This window comes from Candidatus Pristimantibacillus lignocellulolyticus (genome assembly GCA_023639215.1).
GTDB classification, from domain to species: domain Bacteria; phylum Bacillota; class Bacilli; order Paenibacillales; family Paenibacillaceae; genus Pristimantibacillus; species Pristimantibacillus lignocellulolyticus.
The window spans coordinates 2,966,148-2,989,686 of the sequence record CP097899.1 but is presented as its reverse complement, the minus strand read 5'-3'; the positions used below and the strand labels follow the sequence as shown (position 1 = coordinate 2,989,686).

The 23,539-nt window shown below is 38.5% G+C and carries 21 protein-coding genes; 2 read left to right on the top strand and 19 right to left on the bottom strand.

From position 1 onward, the window contains the following. Positions 1–77 precede the first annotated feature (77 nt). Complete coding sequence (gene bglX, locus NAG76_12605; protein URN92694.1) at positions 78–2,252, bottom strand: beta-glucosidase BglX; 2,175 nt, start codon at positions 2,250–2,252, stop codon at positions 78–80. Between the two features lie 119 nt (positions 2,253–2,371). Here bglX and NAG76_12600 point away from each other — a divergent pair, with 119 nt between their 5' ends. Next, the gene (locus tag NAG76_12600) at positions 2,372–3,169 is read left to right on the top strand and encodes an AraC family transcriptional regulator (protein ID URN92693.1); all 798 of its coding nucleotides are present in this window, start codon (positions 2,372–2,374) and stop codon (positions 3,167–3,169) included. A gap of 107 nt (positions 3,170–3,276) precedes the next feature. Here the strand turns inward: NAG76_12600 and NAG76_12595 are convergent, their stop codons facing one another. Together NAG76_12595 and NAG76_12590 are read right to left on the bottom strand one after the other, a co-directional pair. Further along, positions 3,277–4,296, bottom strand: coding sequence for an HD-GYP domain-containing protein (locus NAG76_12595; protein URN92692.1), 1,020 nt, complete (start codon positions 4,294–4,296; stop codon positions 3,277–3,279). A 364-nt stretch (positions 4,297–4,660) separates the two neighbouring features. Further along, the gene (locus NAG76_12590) at positions 4,661–5,467 is read right to left on the bottom strand and encodes an RNA methyltransferase (GenBank protein URN92691.1); all 807 of its coding nucleotides are present in this window, start codon (positions 5,465–5,467) and stop codon (positions 4,661–4,663) included. Positions 5,468–5,637: 170 nt separating this feature from the next. Between NAG76_12590 and sspI the strand changes: the two genes are divergently transcribed. Continuing rightward, entirely contained in the window at positions 5,638–5,880 is a 243-nt protein-coding gene (sspI, locus tag NAG76_12585; protein URN92690.1) for a small acid-soluble spore protein SspI, read from the top strand. On the opposite strand, the gene NAG76_12580 is transcribed toward sspI, so the two are convergent. The 16 genes from NAG76_12580 to NAG76_12505 form a co-directional block, all read right to left on the bottom strand. After that, positions 5,847–7,106 carry an alpha-D-ribose 1-methylphosphonate 5-triphosphate diphosphatase gene (locus NAG76_12580; protein URN92689.1) on the bottom strand — a complete coding sequence of 420 codons (1,260 nt, stop codon included), beginning with the start codon at positions 7,104–7,106 and terminating at the stop codon, positions 5,847–5,849. The genes sspI and NAG76_12580 overlap by 34 nt on opposite strands. Before the next feature lie 178 nt (positions 7,107–7,284). Beyond that, positions 7,285–8,598 carry an FAD-binding protein gene (locus NAG76_12575; GenBank protein ID URN92688.1) on the bottom strand — a complete coding sequence of 438 codons (1,314 nt, stop codon included), beginning with the start codon at positions 8,596–8,598 and terminating at the stop codon, positions 7,285–7,287. After that, positions 8,595–9,788: an amino acid deaminase/aldolase gene (locus tag NAG76_12570; GenBank protein ID URN92687.1), complete on the bottom strand. Its 1,194-nt coding sequence runs from the start codon at positions 9,786–9,788 to the stop codon at positions 8,595–8,597. The genes NAG76_12575 and NAG76_12570 overlap by 4 nt, the downstream gene beginning before the upstream one ends. Before the next feature lie 332 nt (positions 9,789–10,120). Next, positions 10,121–11,221, bottom strand: a complete 1,101-nt coding sequence (locus tag NAG76_12565) for a Gfo/Idh/MocA family oxidoreductase (GenBank protein ID URN92686.1) — start codon at positions 11,219–11,221, stop codon at positions 10,121–10,123. Positions 11,222–11,334: 113 nt separating this feature from the next. Next, on the bottom strand, positions 11,335–12,057 hold the full coding sequence (locus NAG76_12560; GenBank protein ID URN92685.1) for a ThuA domain-containing protein: 723 nt from the start codon (positions 12,055–12,057) through the stop codon (positions 11,335–11,337). 193 nt (positions 12,058–12,250) lie between these two features. Further along, positions 12,251–13,414, bottom strand: coding sequence for a Gfo/Idh/MocA family oxidoreductase (locus NAG76_12555; GenBank protein ID URN92684.1), 1,164 nt, complete (start codon positions 13,412–13,414; stop codon positions 12,251–12,253). Between the two features lie 30 nt (positions 13,415–13,444). Then, positions 13,445–14,455 (bottom strand): LacI family transcriptional regulator, encoded by a 1,011-nt coding sequence (locus NAG76_12550; protein ID URN92683.1) that lies wholly within the window; start codon positions 14,453–14,455, stop codon positions 13,445–13,447. A 305-nt stretch (positions 14,456–14,760) separates the two neighbouring features. Then, entirely contained in the window at positions 14,761–16,341 is a 1,581-nt protein-coding gene (locus tag NAG76_12545; GenBank protein URN92682.1) for a peptide chain release factor 3, read from the bottom strand. A 73-nt stretch (positions 16,342–16,414) separates the two neighbouring features. Next, positions 16,415–17,968 carry a glucose-6-phosphate dehydrogenase gene (gene zwf / locus NAG76_12540; protein ID URN92681.1) on the bottom strand — a complete coding sequence of 518 codons (1,554 nt, stop codon included), beginning with the start codon at positions 17,966–17,968 and terminating at the stop codon, positions 16,415–16,417. Between the two features lie 128 nt (positions 17,969–18,096). After that, positions 18,097–18,897 carry a YwmB family TATA-box binding protein gene (locus NAG76_12535; protein URN92680.1) on the bottom strand — a complete coding sequence of 267 codons (801 nt, stop codon included), beginning with the start codon at positions 18,895–18,897 and terminating at the stop codon, positions 18,097–18,099. A 621-nt stretch (positions 18,898–19,518) separates the two neighbouring features. Continuing rightward, positions 19,519–20,169 carry a response regulator transcription factor gene (locus NAG76_12530; protein ID URN92679.1) on the bottom strand — a complete coding sequence of 217 codons (651 nt, stop codon included), beginning with the start codon at positions 20,167–20,169 and terminating at the stop codon, positions 19,519–19,521. Positions 20,170–20,183: 14 nt separating this feature from the next. Further along, positions 20,184–21,188, bottom strand: a complete 1,005-nt coding sequence (locus tag NAG76_12525; protein ID URN92678.1) for a sensor histidine kinase — start codon at positions 21,186–21,188, stop codon at positions 20,184–20,186. A gap of 88 nt (positions 21,189–21,276) precedes the next feature. Further along, positions 21,277–21,978: a PspA/IM30 family protein gene (locus NAG76_12520; GenBank protein ID URN92677.1), complete on the bottom strand. Its 702-nt coding sequence runs from the start codon at positions 21,976–21,978 to the stop codon at positions 21,277–21,279. A 4-nt stretch (positions 21,979–21,982) separates the two neighbouring features. Next, on the bottom strand, positions 21,983–22,438 hold the full coding sequence (locus tag NAG76_12515; protein URN92676.1) for a PspC domain-containing protein: 456 nt from the start codon (positions 22,436–22,438) through the stop codon (positions 21,983–21,985). Continuing rightward, entirely contained in the window at positions 22,426–23,109 is a 684-nt protein-coding gene (locus tag NAG76_12510) for a PspA/IM30 family protein (GenBank protein URN92675.1), read from the bottom strand. Before NAG76_12510 ends, NAG76_12515 begins: the two co-directional genes overlap by 13 nt. Before the next feature lie 43 nt (positions 23,110–23,152). After that, complete coding sequence (locus tag NAG76_12505; GenBank protein ID URN92674.1) at positions 23,153–23,449, bottom strand: hypothetical protein; 297 nt, start codon at positions 23,447–23,449, stop codon at positions 23,153–23,155. Positions 23,450–23,539 lie beyond the last annotated feature (90 nt).

Sequence of the window (23,539 nt, the reverse complement as noted above, 5' to 3'; positions counted from 1 at the left end):
ATTTTAGTGTTTAATATTTAGATATTTCAGTATGTTACTAACAGATGCAGTTAATATCTAGTATTTCATGACCATACCTATTGAACTACGATTTCTCCGATCAATCCAGCTTCGGAATTTGGTCCAACTATAACTTGGAAACTACCAGCTTCAACAGTTAGATTGTTATCTGCCGCTATGATCGAAAGATCAGAAGGTGATACCGTGAATGTGACAGTCTTCATCTCTCCGACAGCTAGACTCACTTTTGTAAATCCTTTTAGTTTCTTGAGAGGCTGTGTTACGCTAGCAGCTACATCCCGAATGTACAACTGAACAACCTCTTCACCAGAGTAATTCCCAGTATTCTTAACATCTACAGAAACAGATACAGAATCTGAGTTACTGATATGAGTAGAGCTTAAAACAAGATTGCTATATTCAAAATCTGTATAACTTAAACCGTAACCGAATGGATATAGCGCCTGTACTGGAGCATCAATATATCTTGATGAATACACGCCACCAGGTGGACGACCAGTATTTTTACGATAATAGTAAAGCGGGATTTGACCTACACTTTGAGGGAACGTCGCTGTCAGTTTTCCGCTAGGATTATAATCTCCAAACAGAACGTCTGCAATAGCATTTCCACTTTGAATGCCTAAGTGCCAAGCCTCTACAATTGCTGTAGCCGTTTCATCTAGCCAAACTGTCGTCAACGGACGTCCGTTAAATAATACTACGATAACTGGCTTGCCAAGCTTAATAGCTTCTTCCACTAGTTTACGTTGTTTTCCTGGCAAATCAAGTTCAGATCTGGAATTCCCTTCACCGCTCATCGTTTTACCTTCACCTACGGCAATGATAGTTACATCAGCTTTAGCAACAGCAGCTAGTGCCTGTTCAAAGCCGTTCTCAACCTCACTCTCTATACCACAACCTTCCGCGTATAGAAGCTCTGTGTCTGGAGATATTTTCGCTTTAATTCCGTCAAGTAGAGAAACAACATCGTCTGGATTACCATCAGCTGCCCAACAACCTAATGGATCTGTCGTATTCGTTGCTAGTGGTCCAATAACAGCTAGCGTTTTTAATTGCTTCGTCAAAGGAAGCGTGCGATTATCATTTTTCAGCAATACAATAGACTCTCTTGCTGCTTCTCGTGCTAATGACACATGTTCCTCAGATAATATTATGTTCTCGTTCAGCGCCGGATTAACTTGAGCGTTGTCGAACAATCCAAGCTTCATTTTTAATGCCAATATTCGTCCTACAGCTGAGTCGATCAAGCTTTCTTCAATACGACCTTCTTTGACAAGTTTCGGTAAATATTTATAGTAAATTCCTGAATGCATGTCCATATCCGTACCCGCTTTAATTGCAATTTCACAAGCTTCCTCGGCATCTTTGGCAACTCCATGAGTAATAAGCTCTCCTAGTGCATTGTAATCACTAACAAGAACACCTTCAAAACCCCACTCCTCACGTAAAATCGTCGTAAGCAAATAACGATTAGCACATGCAGGAATACCATTCATCTCGTTGAAGGACGCCATAATACTAAGTGCTCCTGCTTCTACAGCTTTACGGAAAGGAGGCAGAATCACTTCACGTAGTACTCTATCCGATACGTCTACCGTATTATAATCACGACCCGATTCAGCAAAGCCATAACCAGCATAATGCTTCGGACAGCTTGCAACAGATAAGCTTTCATTTGTGGAATCTTGCACTTCGGTACCATCAACCCAAGCTTCAGCCATAATCTCGCTTAGATGAGGATCTTCTCCCATGGTTTCAGCGATTCTTCCCCATCTTGGATCTCTAGTAATATCGATCATTGGAGCAAATACCCATGAAATACCATCTGACGCCGCTTCCTTGGAAGCAACTTCTGCAGTTCTTCTTATTAGATCCGGATTCCAGCTTGCCGATTGAGCGAGTGGAATTGGGAATACGCTGCGATAACCATGAATAACGTCTCTTCCGACAATCATAGGAATTCCAAGTCGTGATCTTTCAATTGATTGCTGTTGTATTGTATTGGATTGTTCAACGCCAGATAAATTAAACAAAGAGCCTAACATACCTTTATTTAGAAGATCCTTCATGATTTCATTAATTTCACCGCCGGCGTCGGGATTTATTGCATGAAATCCCCAATCAAATTGCGACATTTGACCAACTTTCTCTTCAATCGTCATTTGAGAAATTAACGATTGTACTTTCTCCTTGATTTCTAGCGAAAATAAATTTTTCTTTGCTACCATCTGAACCATCTCCTTTATATCTTTTACACATAATTATGAAGGAAACGAGAGAGTAAGTGTAGAAACAAACTAATGATAAACCTATACGATCTGCTTACTGAAAAGGAGAAGAATATAATATGGAATCTCAAATACAGTTGAAGTTCTGTGCGTATATGTACCATACTACCCCTTTTAGAAACACTTATAAATTTGGACTTGAATCCTATATTATTCGACTACAGACTGAAGGATTTTGCCATGCATTAATTTCGGGACAAACAGAGGTTATAGAGCCTGGCGATCTTCTACTATTCAGACCGGGTGATATATATGATCTTAAAATCGGCGAGCTTGGTCCAAGTGGGGACTATTATGTTGTTTGCAGCGGAGATTGGCTAGATGAATGGTGGAAACTTCAGAGAAGACCTCATAAAACAAAAATTGGGGAGAATAGCAGAATAGCCGCTATTTGGCAACAGTTGATACTCGAGCAACGAAGACTTGATGGTGGAAACCTAGCACTAATAGACACTCTGATGAAAGCACTCTGTTATTTACTAGATAGAGCACTAGATGAAGCAAAATCTTACACTTCTGGTCCGAAACTACTATCCTATAAAATCAAACATTATATAGAGGAGTACGCACCTACTCCTTTCTCATTAGACGATGTGGCAAAACATGCAGGGCTAAGTGTGTCCCGATCAGTTCAGTTATTCAAAGCTGAGTTCGGGATGTCCATTATGCAGTATGCGCAGAAGGTGCGACTTGCGATGGCTCTTGAGTTAATGGGGAAAAGTCCGCTTACACTCGAACGTATCGCAGAAGAAACTGGGTTCGGCAGCTATACTTACTTTCATCGTGTGTTTCAGCGATATTACGGAATAGCTCCTGGTGCGTACCGCAAGCAAAGAGCAGAAGAAGATAAAGTTTAGATATCGAGCCGACACTTGCGTAACGAATAAGTGAATACAAGAAATTAAAAACGAGCCGAAAGATAATCAGGAGATAATCCTGAAATCGCTCGGCTCGATAACTAGATCTATGCGACAATGGAGCTAATACGTAACCCTTCCTCCTGGCTTAAATCCACGAAAACATCATCTATTTTAATTAATGGCGTTTCTATTCTATGTGGGTTTAACATTACTACTTTTCCTAATCTTCCATCCGTTAACACTACTTGTTTCCCTACAGTTCTTTTCATCATATTTTCAAGGAATAACGATACGATTTGTGGATTCAGCTCGCCAAATCTCCCATGTCCCATTTGACTAACAATTTCATGAAAAGGTATCGGTTCATGATAGGGACGCTTAGAGGACATCGCATGAAAAACATCAGCTACTGCGACAATGGAGCTAAATAATTCGATATTTGTTTTCTTCAACCCTAGAGGATATCCCCTTCCATCTTCGCGCTCATGATGTTGTAAAGCAACACGTGCAACTTTAGTATTTAATCCGGTTGTAGCTTTTAACAAATCATATCCGAGGATCGTGTGCTTTTTCACGATATTAAATTCTTTATCTGTTAGTTTCCCAGGCTTATTTAGAATCTCTATTGGGATATGAACTTTCCCAACATCATGTAACGTCGCCGCTAGTGATAAAATGGAAAGTTCAGATTCGTCTAAATTCATCCAAGTACCAATAAGCGTTGATAATATACCCACCCCAATATTGTGTTGATAAGTATAGTCATCCTTCGCTTTGATTGCCTCAAACAACTCAAAAATATCTTGGTGTTTTGTCATATCATGAATGTTAGGAAGAATCTCTTTTCTAATTTCCATTAAAGGAACTTTACGAAATATTGATATGGATTCGAATAACTCTTTCGATTTTGAAACTGTCTGTTGAAAACTATTACTTAATTGAACATTATCATTATTATTTTTGTTAGATTCTTTAGTTGCTAAGATAATAGAGTTTACGTCTATTCTATGATTATTCAATAACCTTATAGCTTCATGGTTAAGAATAGTTTCGGCAGGAACAATTGTAATCCCAAAAGAATTAATAATATCATTTTCTACTTTTCTTCCTATAAGATGTTCCAATGCCTCGTTACCCCCTACTATAATAGTATTATTTAACTATATTAACATATTTTTATTGTAAAGATGTCATAATACCGTTAATAATTTCCACAAATATGATTATTAGTTATGTAATTAGGAGGGGTAAGTTAAGTTTAAATTCAATCTATAAGATAATAATTCCTATGTTCTAGATTCTAAGAAAGGCTTGTATAAGCTTGTGATGGGCTTTATAAACAAAAAAAGACTAGAGCATGGTTGAGGTTACCCCCGACCATGCTCTAGTCTTAGTGAATTTACTTACAGTAATATTATTAATATAGTTATTTAATCAACAACAAAGCTAGTGGATAGCAATTTACAGATTTATCATACTAACGACTAGTTAGCTAAACTTACGCTGTCTTAACGCCTCATATAATAAAACTGTTGTTGCCATAGCTACGTTCAACGATTCGCTATTACCTTCCATCGGGATAATGATTGTCTTATTCACTAGCGCTTCTACTTCGCTAGAAAGACCATCTCCCTCACTCCCCATAACTAGCCAAGATCCATCTTGCCAGTTATAACTGTAGCAATTATCTGTTGCTTGAAGACTTGTCCCTACAATGTGAATACCTTGTTCCTTTGCCTTCTGAATATACGATGTTATATCACCTTCAATAATTGGCAGATGGAATAACGACCCCATTGTGGAACGGACTGTCTTAGGATTATATAGATCAACGCAACCTTTGCCTAATATGACAGCATTAGCCCCTATAGCATCGCTACTACGAATAATCGTGCCTACATTACCCGGATCACGCACGCCATCTAATACAACGACAAGTCCTTTTTTATCGTATAATGCTTCTTCCGAAATTTTGAATTTTCCTAATACCGCAAAGATTGGCGGAGCAGTCTCCGTTCCCGTGCATTTTGACATCACTTGCTTTGAAGCTTTATACCACTCCGTATAGCTTGGTACTTGTTCAGTAATTGCGGAAATCTCTGTAGGTAATCCACGATCAGCATCGTAGACAATGGCTTCTATTGCAACGCCTGATTTCACTGCTTCTTTAATGAGATGAATCCCCTCTATAATAAACATACTTTGGCGATCACGATGCTTCTTCTCCAGCAAGGATGACCATAGTTTTACTCGCTCATTCGCAACGGATGAAAGTAATAAATGTTCTTTCGTCATGTAATGTCACATACCTTCTACAAATTTGATCAATAACTTGAATGATACCCCATTTAACTGGGAAGAGTAAAGTTATTGCAGTCAAATTTATCAATAAACATCAAATTTGTATTTGTTGGTATCAATTCGACTCGGATAAATGATGAAAAACTTATGGGAGGCAATATTTTATGCAAAATTTCGATCTAAGACAAGCTATTATTCAACGTGTTCAAGACAACAGTAAAGCAGAATTAAATGAGACGATTACTGACTCTGTAAATGCTGATGAACGAGCATTACCAGGATTAGGTGTGCTTTTTGAAATTATCTGGAAAGATTCTAATGAAGCACTACAATCTTCTATGGTGAATACGCTATTTGAACATCTGCAATCGGATCATAATTCTTCAACTGCATCTCCATCATATTGAGTCTCAAAAAAAGATTTTGATTGATATACTGTCACGCCATTAACAAGCGTTGTATGTACAAATGGAATCTGGTGAAAGTGGTCGACAATAATTATGTCGGCCGCTTTGCCAACTGCAATAGATCCAAATTGATGTGATATTTTCATTGCCTCTGCAGGATACAATGTTGCTAGTTTTGTGGATTCATGAAGTGGTAGAACTTGATCATTAGCTAATTTGAATATTGCTTGAAGGATGGATGAAGGGTGATAATCAGAGCATACAATATGAGCTGCTCCATGTTGTATTGCTTCTACTGCCTTCAAATTATTATCATGCGAGGCTCCGCGTACGACATTTGGAGCTCCTACGCACACTTTCATTCCACTACTCGTTGCATACTTTGCTACTTCTAAAGTTATCGGAAACTCACTTACACTTACTCCGCTTTGCACCGCTTGATCGATTTTCTCATTCGTATCATCATCATGTGAAGCAACAGCAATATTCCGTATATTTGCTAGTAAAGCAAGTTCTTTTAGATAATTCCAATCTACTTCGTTTTTACGTTCCATTAATTCATCTACGATCATTTTAACTTCATCAGAAGTTACTCCTTGATTTTTCATTACATATTTTTCAAATGAGCCCGGTGCTCGGTATTGTCCTTGCCCAGGTGAATGGTCCATGTAAGATAGATAGTGAATATAGTTTTCCTTAATATACTGTTCTACAATAGGCAACCCTGCATGATAGGAAACTTCAAACCGCAGATGTACACGATTTCGTACAATCCCCCGCTCTGTATTATAGCGGTGAATAAGCTGGACAAGCTCCGTCATGAGATGGACTCCTCGTAAGCTCAGTCCCACTCCGAGTGATAATGAATGATACATCGTCGTAATACCATGAAGTGGTAGTTTTCTTTCAAATTCTAATAACGAGAGTTCTAATGGGAATAATGTATTTGGTCTTGGTTGAACTTCCTTTTCTATGGCATCACAATGAATATCTATTAAGCCAGGTAATACATGGAGTCCAGCAGCATCAATGATTCTAGCTTGTGGATGTTCTAATAACCATTTTTCTAAAAGTTCTTCACTAGTTATGAGTTGTTCGATTAATCCTTGATGTATCACTATAGAAGCTTGAACAGTCTCAACCTCGGTGACTACGCTGCCTTGATGAATAATGATATAGTCATTATTTCGCGATATCGTCGATTCCTCAGTGTATTGTGTTCTCATATAGCCTCCTGCACTAATTTACTACTTTTACAATTTATATACATTTTTATTATATTGGAATAAATTATTTTTATCCAGTATTTGCATTGAATTAACAATTTATTCTACATAAAGTTTCACATTTCGATTTAAAGCACAAAAAAGACTATCCCACGATAACTTGGATAGTCCAGTATCTCTATATATGCAATAGTTGTTGCATATAAGGACTTAATAATACCCTCTTCGGGTCCATTTCAGATTGAATGGCGATGAAATCATCCCATCGCTTATATAGTTTTTGTAGTTGAGCCCCTTTAAGTGAGTGCATTTTCCCCCAGTGTGGTCTCCCATCGTAATGCAAAAAAATCTCTTCCATCGTATTAAAGTATTGCTCATATGGCATGCCTCGGTACATATGAATTGCAATATATGCGGAATCTCGTTCATATGATGGGCTAAGCCATATATTATCTCTTGCAACATATCTACATTCAACTGGAAAATGAACTCGAAAATTATGTTTATCCATCGCTTTACGCATATCACGAATAACATCTTCCATTGTTTCTGCTGGCACATTATATTCCATTTCATTGAAGCGAACCTTTCGCTTTGTTGCATATATTTTATGACTATATGCTGCTTTCGTCGTTACTGGGATATTAGAAGCACTCAAACGACTTATCGTCTTTGTTAACGATGGCATAGCTTTGCAAATCATCGACATAGCACCAAATAATGAGTTTTCCATAATATGCTCATTAAAATAATCTCTTATAGGAGTCTCAGGCGTGGAAAAGTTAACTTCATTCATAATTTTCACTTGGCAAGTATTGGCATAAGGAAACCAGTACATCTCAAAATGTCGATTTTCCTCTGCCAATTGAGACATTTGCGGTAAGCACTTATCAAGTTGCATCCTCATGCTCTCATATCCCAATAAATAAGTTGCTTTTAATTTTAGTTTTACTTGCACAATAATACCAAGTGACCCTAAAGAGATTTGCAAAGCTTTAAATAATTGAGGATGAGATTCTTCCGTGCACTCTATAATTTCTCCAAGTCCGTTTACAACAGTTAGTCCAATCACTTGGGTCGATATCGAACCAAGCCGCTTACCGGTACCATGTGTACCTGTACTGATTGCACCCGCAATAGATTGTACATCTATGTCACCCAAATTCACTTGAGCAAGTCCTTTAGCATGAAGAAGCTCCCCAAGCAGTTTTAACTTCGTACCTGCCCACACTGTAGCTGTATTTTCACTCCTATTGACATTAACTATCCCTTGCATCTCATCTAAAGACATTAGCACCTGATCAGATGCTGCAACAGCACTAAATGAATGGCCTGAACCAACAACTCTTATGTATTTCCCTTCTTTTGAACATTTCACTACAATAGAAGCTACCTCTTCAATTGTTCGTGGATAGGCTAATTCCTCAGGGGCCGCAATTACAGTACCTGACCAGTTTCTCCATTTTCTTAGATGGACAGCAGTGTTACTCATAAGAAACACTCTCCCTCTCCTCGGTAGGTTGAATATTCATCTACAATGATATTACCTTCTACCGCATATAACTTAGAAAAGCGTTCACATAATTCTCCTGCTTTAGCATGCCTGAAAAATATAGGATCACCTATCTCTAGACTTATGTCCTCGGGGCATTGAAGTGGGGTTTGAACTTCACCTGCTCCTTCTTGTGAAAGTAACTTTAATCCATATGGAAGATGTGGTGTTGGTAACTTATCAATTCCCACTGCTCCTGATCCTATATAACCTCCACCTAAGCAAGTTACTATACGTTCCGTAGGTTTTCTCACAATTTCTACAGCATACCCTACTGCAGGCAAGTATTTGAAATTTGAGTAACTATCGAATAGTGCTGGTGAGAAGAAACCCGATCCTACCGTAATCTCTGTTACCCCTTCTTCTAGACTCGAGCTATCCATACTACCAGTTCCACCTGCATTGACGAATTCAAGCTGCACTCCTAATTCTGAAATTCCTTTAAGCACTTCCGCACGTCTTCTAGCTACTTCTCTAATAGCATTTCGTTTTAGACCTTTAATCAATTGATTTTTGATCCATTGTCCTTCTACCTGATCGCCTATACCAGCAATTTGTGCCTCATATCCCATAATTCCGACTAAAGTCAATGATTGACATTGAAGAATTCTTTCAACGATTGGCTTAGTCTTCTCCCAAGATGTAATCGGAGAGCGTCTTACTCCAAAATGTAGAATAGGATACGTCACAGACATATCAATATCTAGACAGATTCTAACCTGACACTTACATTGATCGGCAATTTTCTGCAACTGTTCTACATGATACAAAGAATCTACCATGAACGTTACTAATCTTTTATCACCTGCTTGCATTACTAAAGAAGAAATGTCTTTCTCATTCCACGTCGGATAGCCAAGTAATATATCATCAAAATCGTGCTTCAAAAGAAATATAGCTTCTCTAACTGTAAAACACATCAGTCCTTGGAAAATTTGATTAGCATTCATAATTCGTTTTAGTATTTCCACACAGCGAATAGACTTTGTTGCTACACGTATTTTTTTACTAGCTGCCTTTAAAGCAATCGCTTTCATATTTGCATCCAGTAGATCAAGATTAACATAAGCAAACGGCATTTCAATACTATTGAACGTCTGCTTATATTGTTTATATTGAGGAGAAAGCATATAACATCCCCCTTTCTATATATGTCTTTTCCTTTATATTGTATTATTCTTCGATATCCCCTAATTTCCTTTAATATTACATTTTCAATGCTAAATATTCGAAAGTATGATAATCGAAAAAAATCAAATATAAGTCATTAACTAAATAATAATACGATAGGAAATCAACGATATACCTTTCGTCTCTTATATGTATGTATCTATGTATATTGCTGTATAAATATACTACTTCAATAATAGATATCTTCTTATTAAAATAACCTACCTCACATATTTCATAGAAATATGTGAGGCAGGTTATAATTTAGCATTACTTATTTATAATAGTATCGTTACATAATTTGAAAATCTCTTTTTCCTTGAGGACGTAATTCTGGCTTTTCACAACTACTCTTCATCATGTAATGTTTTCCTTCAGCAGATGCATCGTGAATACCGTGCATAACCTCAAGTACGTGATAACCCAATTGACCACTCGCTCGATGATTACGTCCTTCAAGAATAGCCGCTGCCATATCAGCCGCTCCTAATCCACGACTATTTTCAGTATTTTTGAATAAATGTGGGATAGTCGACCACTCTGAAGCACCTGCTCGGTTAATTTTTATTACTCCACCAAATGTATTTGGATCTGGAACAAGTAAAGTTCCTTGACTACCGTAAACTTCAATTCTCGGTAAAGTGGAGTGTCCAGGTGTATCAAATGTTGTAAGTATCGTCCCCATAGCTCCACAAGCAAAATCCAATACGCCAGCAATATGTGTAGGCACTTCAACTTTAATCTTCTCCCCATATTTAGGCTGACTCGTAATTGTACGTTCAGGATAAGAAATGTTAGCAGAACCAGTAACTCTCGTTATAGGTCCAAGCATTGCAACTAACGCAGTTAAGTAGTAAGGTCCCATATCAAACATTGGTCCACCGCCAACTTGATAGAAGAATTCTGGATTTGGATGCCAGCTTTCATGTCCACCAGTTAACATAAATGCTGTGGCACCGATTGGTGTTCCAATCCAGCCATCCTCGATCACTTTGATTGCAGTTTGAAGTCCACCACCTAAAAACGTATCCGGTGCGCTACCTACATAAAGTCCTTTTTGCTCTGCTATCGCAATTACTTGTTCTGCCTCTTCACGGGTTACCGTAAATGGCTTCTCTACATAAACATGTTTACCAGCTTCTAAAGCTCGAATACTAACACTAGCGTGTGCTTGAGGAATTGTTAGATTAATTACCATTTGAACTTCTGGATCTGCCATAAGTTCATCTACAGAATAACCTTTAATTCCATGCTGTTCTGCCTTTTCAACTGCACGCGCGACATCTAAATCTGCAACAGCGATAACTTCCATAGAATCGAATTTTTTACCATTTTCCAAATAAATGCCGCTTATGTTTCCCGCTCCGATAATTCCAACTTTAATTTTATCCATTCCCGTAATCACCTTTATCCTCTTATGCGATTTTATGTTTTAGAGTTCATATTCGATGTCGATTAACCTGCCTGCGTCACTTCGTTACCGAAATCCGCTTTTTGAACTACATCTTAAAGTTGGTTATCTTGCATCCCTGTATAGGCACCTGACACTGCCCCTACAGATTGCGCTAAAGTTTTCCCATCCGCACACCATAAGAATCCACGGCGCATCATTTCTTTCACTTCATCAATTTTCATAATGTTCGCTTGATGACCTAAAGAATTGTAGTATACGCGACCAACACCCCAACGCTTTGTCCAAGCAACCGGCATATCTACTGCTTTATTCAGTGAATGTGGACCGTCTACAATTGGGAATCTAGTCGTTGCTAGTACCTCAACTGCCGGATCAACATGCATATAATATTGCTCAGTAGAAACTTCAAAATTTCTAATTCCATCGACTAATGAGCTTGAGCTATTATTAATTTCCACTGTGTATTGAACACCATCATTACCAGGATGCGCAACCCATTGTCCACCTGTCATGAACTGCCAATCAACATTTTTGCGGAAAGAATCACACATACCACCATGACAGCCTGCAAGTCCAACACCACTTTGCACAGCTAGCGAAACATTATCAACTAGCTTCTGATCAATTTCACCCATTGTCCATACCGGTACAATCAGATCCAAACTTTTCAAATATTCAGCATCCGCAAATGCTTCTAATGAGGATTGAACATCAACCTGAAATCCTTCTTCTTCTAATTGTTGTTGGAATAGTGCTGCTACTTGCTCTGGTTGATGACCATCCCATCCACCCCAAACGATTAAAGCCTTCCGCATATAAATCCCCCTAAAACTTTTCGTAGTATTATATTGATAGCTTCTTCGCAACGAAAAGTTACTCCGAAAGCATATACCAAACTTTTCGTAGTATTATATTGATAGCTTCTTCGCAACGAAAAGTTACTTCGAAAGCATATACCAAACTTTTCGTAGTGTTATATTCTTACCTTCCTTGTAACGAAAATATTATCTAAACTTCACTGATAGCTACCCATCTGCGTTCTTCTATCGAGCGTTCGACGGCTTCCAAAACTTCTTGACATTTTACACCGTCTACGAAGTTTGGACTTGGTTGTCTATCTTCCTCAAATGCTTTCATTAACTCTACGACTTCGTGTGTGAACGTATGCTCATAACCGATCGTATGTCCTGCTGGCCACCATGCATCCATATAAGCATGCACAGAATCAGTAGCTAACACACGACGGAAACCTTGCACATCAGCGGCATCATCGGTAAAGTAAACTTCCAACTCATTCATTCGTTCAAAGTCAAAGCGGATACTTCCTTTACTACCATTAATCTCGAAACCATTTGTACAACGATGTCCACCTGCAAATCTAGTAGCTTCAATGCTACCTAATGCTCCATTTTCGAAACGAGCCATTATAAGCGTTGCATCGTCAACAGTAACTGGTCCCATTTCAGTAGAGTTAGATCCCCCCGTTGCACTAAGTCCGGTCATACCTTCAGCAATTGGACGCTCCTTAATGAATGTATCACTCATACCGATTACTTCTTGGAATTCTCCAACAAGGAAACGAGCCGTATCAATAACATGAGCTCCAAGATCTCCCAATGAACCTGATCCAGCAATTTCTTTTTGCAGTCTCCATACGAGTGGGAATTGCGGATCCATAATCCAGTCTTGTAAAAACTGACCACGGAAATGATAGATCTGACCGATTCTACCTTCTTCAATTAACTTTTTAGCTAACTGAACAGCTGGAGCAAATCGATAATTGAAACCTACCATATGTTTCACGCCAGCTGTCTCAGCTTCTTCTAGCATCTCTCTTGCATCTGCTAATGATAGTGCAAGTGGTTTTTCGCAGAATAAATGCTTACCCGCTCTGGCAGCAGCAACCGCTATATCTTTGTGAGCATCACTAGGTGCATTTATATCAACTACATCAATTTCATCTCGTTGTAATAACTCTCTCCAATCTGTCACTGCCTCTTCCCAGCCAAATTGTACTCTTGCTTTCTCAAGTGCTACAGGATCGCGCCCACAAATTGCTTTCATCTCAGGTGCAACGGATTGTGGAAAGAACATTGGTAATACACGATAAGCATTACTATGTGCTTTCCCCATAAATTTATAACCAACCATACCAACGCGAACTTTTTTCATATTGATGTCCACCCTTCATATCAAGTTATTTTATGAGCTTTGTCTAACTACTAGCTTTACAGGTAGAATGCGACTATTTGATTGTTCCTGATCATTAGTTGGCTCTAGCAGCATACTCGCAGCTTGAACGCCCATCTCGTAGAAAGGAACTGCTACAGACGATAGTTTTGGGGAAACAATGCGCGATCCATCGGAATCATCATAACCAATAATCCGATAATCTTTACCTGCCTCAAGACCGTAGTTCGTTAATCCATCCATAACGCCGATTGCCATTCGATCATTCGCCGCGAATATTCCATCTATATGACCTTCTTTAATTAATACAGCTAATGAAGTCGCTGCAACAATACCACTTTTCCGGCTATAATTACCTTCAAATAGCCATCTAGGATCCATACTTATACCTCGTTCAGTCAGTGCACGTATGTAACCATTGTGCCTATCTACACTATTCGAAAATTGAGTAGGTCCATTCAAAAATGCTATTTTTTCACTGCCACGATCAAGAAGATGATTAACAGCCTCATAACTTCCTCTTTCATGATCCCCATCTACAAATGCGTATTGTTTTTCATTGAATTTTTGATTAATAATCACAAAGGGAAAATGATTATCTTCAAGATCTTGTAAAGCATCTCGTTCATCCTCTGTGTCAGTTGCACCTAAAATAATGCAACTATCGATCTTTTTAGAGCGAAACAATCTACTATAATCCTTCTTATCCGATGTCTCTTGGAATAGCATAAGAAGATCTACATTCGCTCTCCTTGCTACCTCGGCGATGCCACTTAATATTTCAGAAAAGTAGTAAGTGGAAAACAAATGCACTTTAGGAACGTAAGGTAATACCACTCCAATATTCCCACTTTTTTGACGGGCTAGTTGCTGAGCTAACGCATTCAGTTCATAGCCAAGCTGTTCGGCTGCTTTCATGACCTTATCACGCGTTTCTTGCTTAATTGGACTTACATTATTCATTACGCGTGAAACGGTCGCCTCCGATACTCCTGCTAGCTTAGCAACATCCTTCCTACTCATTCATTAACCTCCTCCAACTTTTCATCACTTCTTGATTCTACTTCACTGAAATGAAAAGTAATTCGAAAGCATATACTACTACTTTTCATCACTTCTTACTATTACTACCTCGCATATGAAAAGTACTTCGAAAGCATACTCAACAACTTTTCATTACTTCTATTTATGCGAATGATAAAAAAATATCCATAATGTACACGCGTTCATTATTTCATGTAATCGTTTTCTTGTCAATCGTTTCTATAACATTAAAATGTCTTTTATCTTTACAAGTTACCACATATTCGCTATAAAAAAAGATCGCTCTAAGGAGCGATCTCTAAAAATTTTGTATTTGGATTTTTATCAACAGCCGTACGCATCGCATACTCATTTTCGAATAGAGCAACATAATTGCCTTTCTTATCTTTAACGAGTGTAGAATTGATACGGAATTTACTTGGATCAATTTTCTCATCAATAATCCAACGTGCAAACTGGAACGTCATACGATGAAGTTGAAGTTCGACTCCATATTCAGCTAACATTCGATGTTGGAATACTTCAAATTGCAATTGACCAACTACCCCAAGAATCGTTTCACTAAAACTACCTACGGAATAGAATACTTGAATTGTACCCTCTTCAGTTAATTGATCAATACCTTTTTGATACTGCTTTTGTTTTAAGGCATTTTTCACAGTAACTTTAGCAAAAATTTCTGGTGAGAATGTTGGTAATTCATTAAATACAATATCTTTACCTTGTGATAAAGAATCTCCAATACGGAAAATACCCGGATCGAACAAACCGATAATATCACCTGGATAAGCAACGTCAACAATATCACGATCTTGAGCAAGAAACTGCTGTGGTTGGGCAAGCTTAATCGTCTTACCATTACGTACATGTTTAACTGACATTCCACGCTCGAAACGACCAGAACAAATACGTAAGAAAGCAATACGATCTCGGTGAGCAGGATTCATATTCGCTTGAATTTTGAACACATATCCACTGAACTTCTCATCAGAGGGTTCAACTGGACCTTCTTCACTTAGTTTCGGGCCTGGTTTTGGTGCAAGTTCCAAGAAGTTATCAAGGAAAGTTTGTACACCAAAATTATTAACCGCACTACCGAAGAAGATTGGCGTCAATTCACCAGAACGAACTTTGTCATAATCGAAAGCATCGCCAGCAACATCTAATAGTTCAAGATCAGATATCAATTGATCTGTTAGAAAATCACCAGCCATCTCGCGAATGATTGGATCGTTATAATCATCGACTTTTTTCACTTCGATCGTATTGTGATCTTTCCCTTGGAATAGCTCAACTTGGTTTTTCATACGATCATACACACCACAAAGCTCACGACCAGAACCAATTGGCCAGTTCATCGGTACGGAACGAATACCAAGCACTTGCTCTAGTTCTTCCATTAGATCGAACGGAGATTTACCTTCACGGTCTAATTTATTAATAAACGTAAAAATCGGAATACCGCGTTGACGACATACTTGGAACAACTTAATAGTCTGTGCCTCGACACCTTTAGCTACGTCAATAAGCATTACTGCACTATCAGCAGCTGTTAGCGTACGATACGTATCTTCAGAGAAATCTTGGTGACCAGGTGTATCCAATATGTTAACTCGATGTCCCAAATAATCAAATTGCATAACGGAAGATGTAACAGAGATACCACGTTGCTTCTCAATTTCCATCCAGTCTGATGTAGCATGACGACTAGCCTTACGAGCCTTAACAGACCCGGCAAGACGAATGGCTCCTCCGAATAGGAGGAGCTTCTCTGTTAATGTTGTCTTACCTGCATCGGGATGGGCGATAATAGCAAATGTGCGTCGCTTGTCAACTTCTTGTATTATTTCTTTACTTAGACTCATACTTGCCTTCCCTTCATTACTCGTAGTACAGGAGTAACTGACTTCTTCTTATTTCAATAAAGGCGAACTTCTATTATCGGCTATTTGTAATCCAAATAACATTATCTTCATCTTGACCATTTACCGGCCACCAGTGGAAATTATCTTTGGCTAACAAATCATCCGAAGCTGTTGGACCCCAAGAGCCTGCAGGATAGAATTGTAGATCACTAGATTCTTCACGCCAAGCTTGAGCGATTTTATCAACAAATGACCATGCATGTGAGACTTCATCCCAGCGCGTAAAGTACGTAGAATCACCATGTGCAGCATCATTAATTAGACGCTCGTACGCTTCTGGTGTATTAATACCTACTAAGCAGCTTTGGCAGAATTCCATATTTACTGGCTGAACTTCATTGTCAGACCCCGGTTTCTTAGCATTTAGTTTAATATAAATGCCTTCCATTGGGTTAACACGAATAACTAATAAGTTTGGTGCAAGATTATGCTTTGTACCAAATAGTATGTTATTTGCAACGGGTTTGAATTCAATTACAACTTCTGTTGTTTTAACTGGTAGACGTTTACCTGTACGGATGTAGAATGGAACGCCTGCCCAACGGAAGTTATCGATCATTACTTTTGCAGAGAAATACGTTTCAGTTGTAGAACTATCATCAACCGAATCCTCTTCACGGTAACCTAGCAACGCTTTGTCACCAAATTTACCTGCTGAATATTGACCACGAATAACATTATTACGAACATCATCGCTTGATGTATAGTTACGTAATGAGCGTAGTACTTTTACTTTCTCATCGCGAACATCTTCACCTACAAGACGACTAGGCGGTTCCATAGCAATCATGGACAACATTTGAAGCATATGGTTTTGCCCCATATCACGCAATGCACCTGATTTATCATAGTATCCACCACGATCTTCTACTCCAACCGTTTCAGATAGAGTTATCTGTACATTCGCAATATGTTTATTATTCCAAAGTGGCTCAAAGAATGAGTTAGAGAAACGTAGCACTTGAATATTTTGAACCATTTCTTTACCAAGATAGTGGTCAATACGGAATATTTCTTCTTCCTTGAACACTTGGTTCAATTGCTTGTTCAACTCTTGTGCAGACGGTAGATCATAACCAAAAGGTTTTTCGATAACTAGACGATGCCAACCTTTAGATTGTAACATACCACCATCACGCATATTGAATGACACAGGTCCAAACAACGACGGTGCTAATGCTAGATAGAACAAACGATTACCAGGTATATCGAATTGTTCATCAAGTTCAGAAGAAAGAGCATCTAAAGCTTTAAAGCCTTCCACATCGTTTATATCAAGAGACATATATACGAAATGTTCTGCAAATCGATTCCACATATTTAGATCATCAGCTTTATATCGACAGAATTCATTGATGGAATCATATAGATCTGAGCGAAACTGCTCATTAGTACGTGGACGACGAGCTAAGCCAACAACTGCAAAGTTTTCCGACAATTTTCCTTCTTTATATAAACTGAACAATGCCGGGAATAGCTTACGTCGCGCCAAATCTCCAGTTGCACCAAACAAATAGTAGATAGCACCTTCTGGTGAAACGGATTCAATTGAAGTATTGTAGGTCATTTGTCTCATTCTTTCTTTATAATATTTATACATATTTACATGTAATGTAGTTTAGCATATTCATCCTCAATTCGCCATGAAGTTTGCATAAAAATTACTAATAAACATGTTAAGTACTTCTAATTAGTTTAATTTTCGACCATAATTTCACCGAATTCCCCACTAATAAGCGGAATTGCTAAAGTAATTGTTACTTCATTGTCTATACTACTGTGGTGTTCTGATAATTGTAAATTAGCCATTTTCCCATTATTAACCCATCTAGATGTTTGGACACTATTTGTAAATAATGTACTACTTTTTGTTCCTGTATCCTCATACTGCTCCACAATTTTACTAATCGACAGGTTTTGTAATGTTTTTAAACTCTCATCATTTTTAGCTGTGCCAAAAACTTTCATACTTAATTGTGCTTGAGGATCTTGAACAGTAATTAGAGTATGCAATTGGTGAACATATGATTTCATGCTTTCTAATCTATCTATATTACCTTGCTCAATTCGCAATAAAATTATTGAAGTATTAATATCATTTGCCTGCTCAATTAGACTTAATTGCAAATGACTTCCTTGTAATGCTCCAAGTCCATCAATCGTTGCTCCATTATGTCTAATGTTTTTTGGAAGAGGCTCACCTTTATTCCCCTTGAAAAATTGCTCAGTTAGTTGTTGAAAACTTGCCTGAGATAATGATGTATCCCAACGTAAATTCCATTCACCTTCAGTAGCACCATCTAATAGTAGCTCATCGCTCCATTTCCATAGTAACGATAAATCAGATAACTCAGCCTGTAGGTTGGTTTGTTGAGCCGTTGATTTTTCTTGCATCCAAGCAAACAACATTAATACAACTACAATGGTTACTGTTAAAATCAACTTCCACCGAGATTGTTTTTGTGGTTTAGACTTCGGTGCCATCATATATACCATCATTATCCCCCCGACTCGCCTGTGATCACGATGTCTTGCTTCGTCGCTTATTCGACTGCGAATATGGCATTCATCGTTTATTCCAGTGCTCACGTACCAACTACGTACGTTCTGCGCTTCATTGCACTAGCTTCATGTCATCTTCTGGGTGCTGACAGGCGAGTCCCTCGCTGCTGCCTTACTACCTTAAAACCTTACTACCTTAAACCTTCTTCTTGAGCTTTGCTTCGGACTGACAGGCGAGCTTGCTCGCGTCCTGTCTTATTACCTTAAAACCTCACTACCTTTAAACCTACTTCTAGAGCTTTGCTTCGGACTGACAGGCAAGCTTGCTCGCGTCCTGTCTTACTTTCTTTTAACTTTGTAAGTTATAGTAATACGCTTAAAACTTTCGATGTCCTGCATAACTTTGGCCACTTTCGTGCGACATTTCTGAAGCAAATTCCGCTATACCGTGCGGCTTTGGAGCTATTCGACAGCATTAATGTTGTCGTTGTAGCGATGATGCCAATAGGTAACAATTCTTCGTGTTCCTCGACAGAATAAGAGCACAAAAAATCACGCAATATCAACTACCGTTCTACGATAATTAATATTGCGTGATTCGATTAGAGCAATTATTTATTCAGCTACTCCGTGCTTATGAGCATAGATAGCTGCTTGAGTGCGATCTTCTACTTCTAATTTGTTAAATATGTTCGTAATATGGAACTTTACTGTCTTAACCCCAATAAATAATTCGTCAGCAATCTCTTGGTTCGACAACCCTCTTGCTACACTTTTCAATACATCCATCTCACGTTCAGTCAACAGATCATGTAATTGTTGCTTCTGTTCACTCTTTGGCTGACGTAGACGATTCATCATTTTTGCTGCAACTTGAGCCTCGATTACCGATTGGCCTCTAGCTGCAGCACGAATCGCATCTGCTATTTCCGTTGCTCTCGATGTTTTCAATAAATAACTAAATGCTCCCGCTTCAATTACCGGATATAGCTTACTATCATCAATAAAGCTTGTAAGCACAATTACTTTACAATCGGGATGCACTTCAAGTATTTGTCTTGTCGTCTCTACCCCATCAATAGGTTCCATCACAAGATCCATTAATATAATATCAGGACGATAGCTTGTAGCCATTCGAATTCCATCGTAGCCATTACTAGCTTCACCCACGACTTCAATTCCATCTTCTGTATCTAATACTGCAGCCAATCCTATTCTAACCATTTCATGATCATCTACTAATAATACCGAAATCGGTCTATCCATACATTAACCCCTTCCTAACCTTTGCTTACATTCGTAACGATCGGAGGCTCATAAGGTATCGATACAAATACGGTAGTTCCTTCACCAACATCTGAAGAAAGTCGGAATTGACCGCCTAGCTCAATAACTCTCTCTTCCATTGTTAGCAGACCGTAGGAGCCTTGTTTTCGAGTTCCCATCTCGAACCCTACACCTTTATCTTGAATAATCATATGTACATCATGATCAAGCTTATACAGCTTCACAAGCATATATTCTGCTTTAGAATGGCGTAATGCGTTCGATAACGCTTCTTGAGCAATCCGAAATAGATGATCTTCGATCTCGACACGCATAACGATAGTTGTATCGACAACTAATTCAATTTCCATAGGGATTTTTTGTTGCAACTCATTAACTAAAGCTGTCAATGCTAACCCTAAACTTTTACCATCCAAATGGACTGGACGCAAATGAAGAAGTAACGCTCTCATCTCTGATTGTGCCACAGATGCCATCTCTTCAATAAGCTGTACTTGTCGCTTTGCACGTTCCCAATCACGTTCAATTGTTCTACTAACTGCTGTAGCAGTCATAGATATTGCGAAAAGTTGCTGACTTACAGCATCATGTAACTCTCTAGCTAGTCGTTGACGTTCCTCAATGACTGCAGTGAAACGTACCTGCTCTTCCCTTAGAGAATCTTCTTCTGTCTGCTCAACACCAGTATCTTGATCTTCGCTGCCAATCAACGTTATTGGTGAATAGCTCTTGCGTTGTGCAAGTATTTTCCGCATCGAAGCCTTTAATCGAGAATTAATAAAATATTGATAGGCAGCCGAACCAGCAAGCCCTACTCCTAGTAGGCCTAAACCGATAATCGACCATGTCCCTTGTAACCTCATAATATGAAGAATTCCTGCTCCTTGCATAATAATTAACAAGAAGCTTCCAATGATCAATAACCATATAAATGTCTCAAGCAGTACTCTAGACCTTATTTTTTTTTCTTCGTTAGGTAACTCTTCCGAATTTTTCACGAAGCTCCTCACTCTCATAACGTCATTATGCAAGAAAGAGCAGACCGAAAATCGGCCCGCTTTTCTTGTATTCTATAGTGATATACGATTACTCAACAGGATTAAGTTTATTCTTCATTGCTTGAATTTGCTCTTCCACTTTCATTTGACGCTCAATGTCAGCAGCTGTAAGTGGTGCTTGAGTAGGTGTTGCTGCTGATCTTGTTGAGCTGTAGCCATAAGATGAACGTTGCACATCAGCTTCTGCTTCCATCATCATAATTTTTTCTTCCATACGTTGGAAACCACGAGAAGCAGTTCCATTTTCAAGCGTATGATTTGAAGAAATTGAACTCATTGTTTTTTGAGCCTTTGCAAGCTGTGCTCTTGATGCAAGTTCATTACGTTTATTACGCAATTGATAGAATTCATCTTTCATTTCGTGCAATTGATGCATAAGTGCTTCAGCTTGTTGCTTCGCATTAGCATGTAGTTCAGTATATTCTACAATTTTTTGATCGAAATAGATTTTCTCTTCAAGTAATTTTCTTGCTAACTCTTCTTGATTTGCACGAAGAGCAGCTTCTGCCTTAGATTCACGATCAGTAGAGTTGCGAATGCTGTCATCAAGACGTTGTTGCATATTGCGTTCGCCTGCCATTTGTTTCGCTACGGTAACCTCAGCTTGGTGAATTTCAGCCTCCATGTCACGCAGATATTGATTAATCATTACAACAGGATCCTCTAATTTATCCAACCAGTCATTCACATTTGCCTTTGTCATATCTTTCATTCTTTTGAAAATACTCATAATATTATTCTCCCTTCTCGATTCGAGATAATTTTGTTTTCAATTCTTCTATTTCACGACGTAATGCTTTTTTTTCAAGATCAGCCATCATCTGATCATTGTTTTGTGGAGGCGCTTGATAAGCATTGTTGTCTGTTGGTCTAGCTGAGTTCCAATTCGGATTATAAGATGGACGTTGGTTCATTGGATCATGACCGTTCATCGGATTTTGATATCCATACGGATTGTTATGGTGACCATTAGTTGGACCATACGGATTATAAATATTCGGTGTTTTTGGGACGATCATACTTACAATGATATAGACTAGAACTAGCATTCCACTACTTAATATCGTAAGTACCACTAGCAGAATACGATACAAGGTTGCGTCTATATTAGTTAGTTCAGATAGTCCACCACAGACTCCCGAAAGCATCTTATTCGTTCTGGAGCGGTATAGTTTTTTCACAAGGACCATCCTTCCCCATTTAATTTTTTCTTAAGCTGTTCCATCTCACGGTCAACTGCGAGACTTTGACGGCTTGCAACAGTTGGATCTCCATAAATACCGCCATTGTTTTTACGAACTTCTCGCAAACTTTGAGATTCATTTTCCATCTCATTCAAGCGTGAATCCATTTTGCGCATCACTTCAGCGGGGTTATTACTATTGTTGAAGCTCATTCGCTCATTCATTCTTTGTTGTAAGCGAAGCGATTCCATACGTGATACATAATAGCTGCGTTTATCGTATACAAGCTGATACTCTTGACGTAACTCTCTAAGTTGATCTTCTAGCTCAAGTAAAGAACCGCTACTTTGCTCGTATAGTCCACGGTAGGAATTTGCACTTTCAACAAGCATTGTTTTTTCGGAAAGCGCTGATCTTGCGATCATTTCCTCTCCAGCTTTCAAAGCTATCATCGCTTGATATTCTTTACGTTCAATTTGTTGCTCTGCATTTAACCATTGTGACTTCAATTGATGCGAGTGATTTAAGTATTGATGGTGAAGACGTTCTGCCTGAATAATCTCATCGCGGGTTGACCATAGAAACTGATCTATTAATTTCACTGGATCTTCTGCTTTTTCAAGTCGATCATTCAATGTTGCCATTGTAATGTCGCGAATACGTTTAACAAATCCCATCCTCTAACCTCCTAAAACTTTTTGTGTCATTATAATGTAGCTTCTAGTAACGTGAACCAAACTTCCCTTTAATAACTGATATACCACCAACGATTAATACAATCGCTAATACTAAGGTAAGGATAGATCCTAGTTCGCCAAGTAACATTACAAAACCGATTATTAAGAACAAGCTACCGATAATTTTCTTTCCATTCTTAAGTCCAATAACGCCACATGCGATTAAAATGAATGGAAGCAAAAATGCGATGATCGGACCTAGAAGTATGTTGAAAAACTTTAGTGCGAGTATACCACCAATTACGATACAGATAATACCTAGCAATGATTTGCTATTCATCCCTTACAGTCACCTCTTTCTATTCTTTCGTTCAGCGTCTTGCGTTGCTCTCTTGCTTATGTACTTAGTATAGATGGTTTCTGCAAAGTT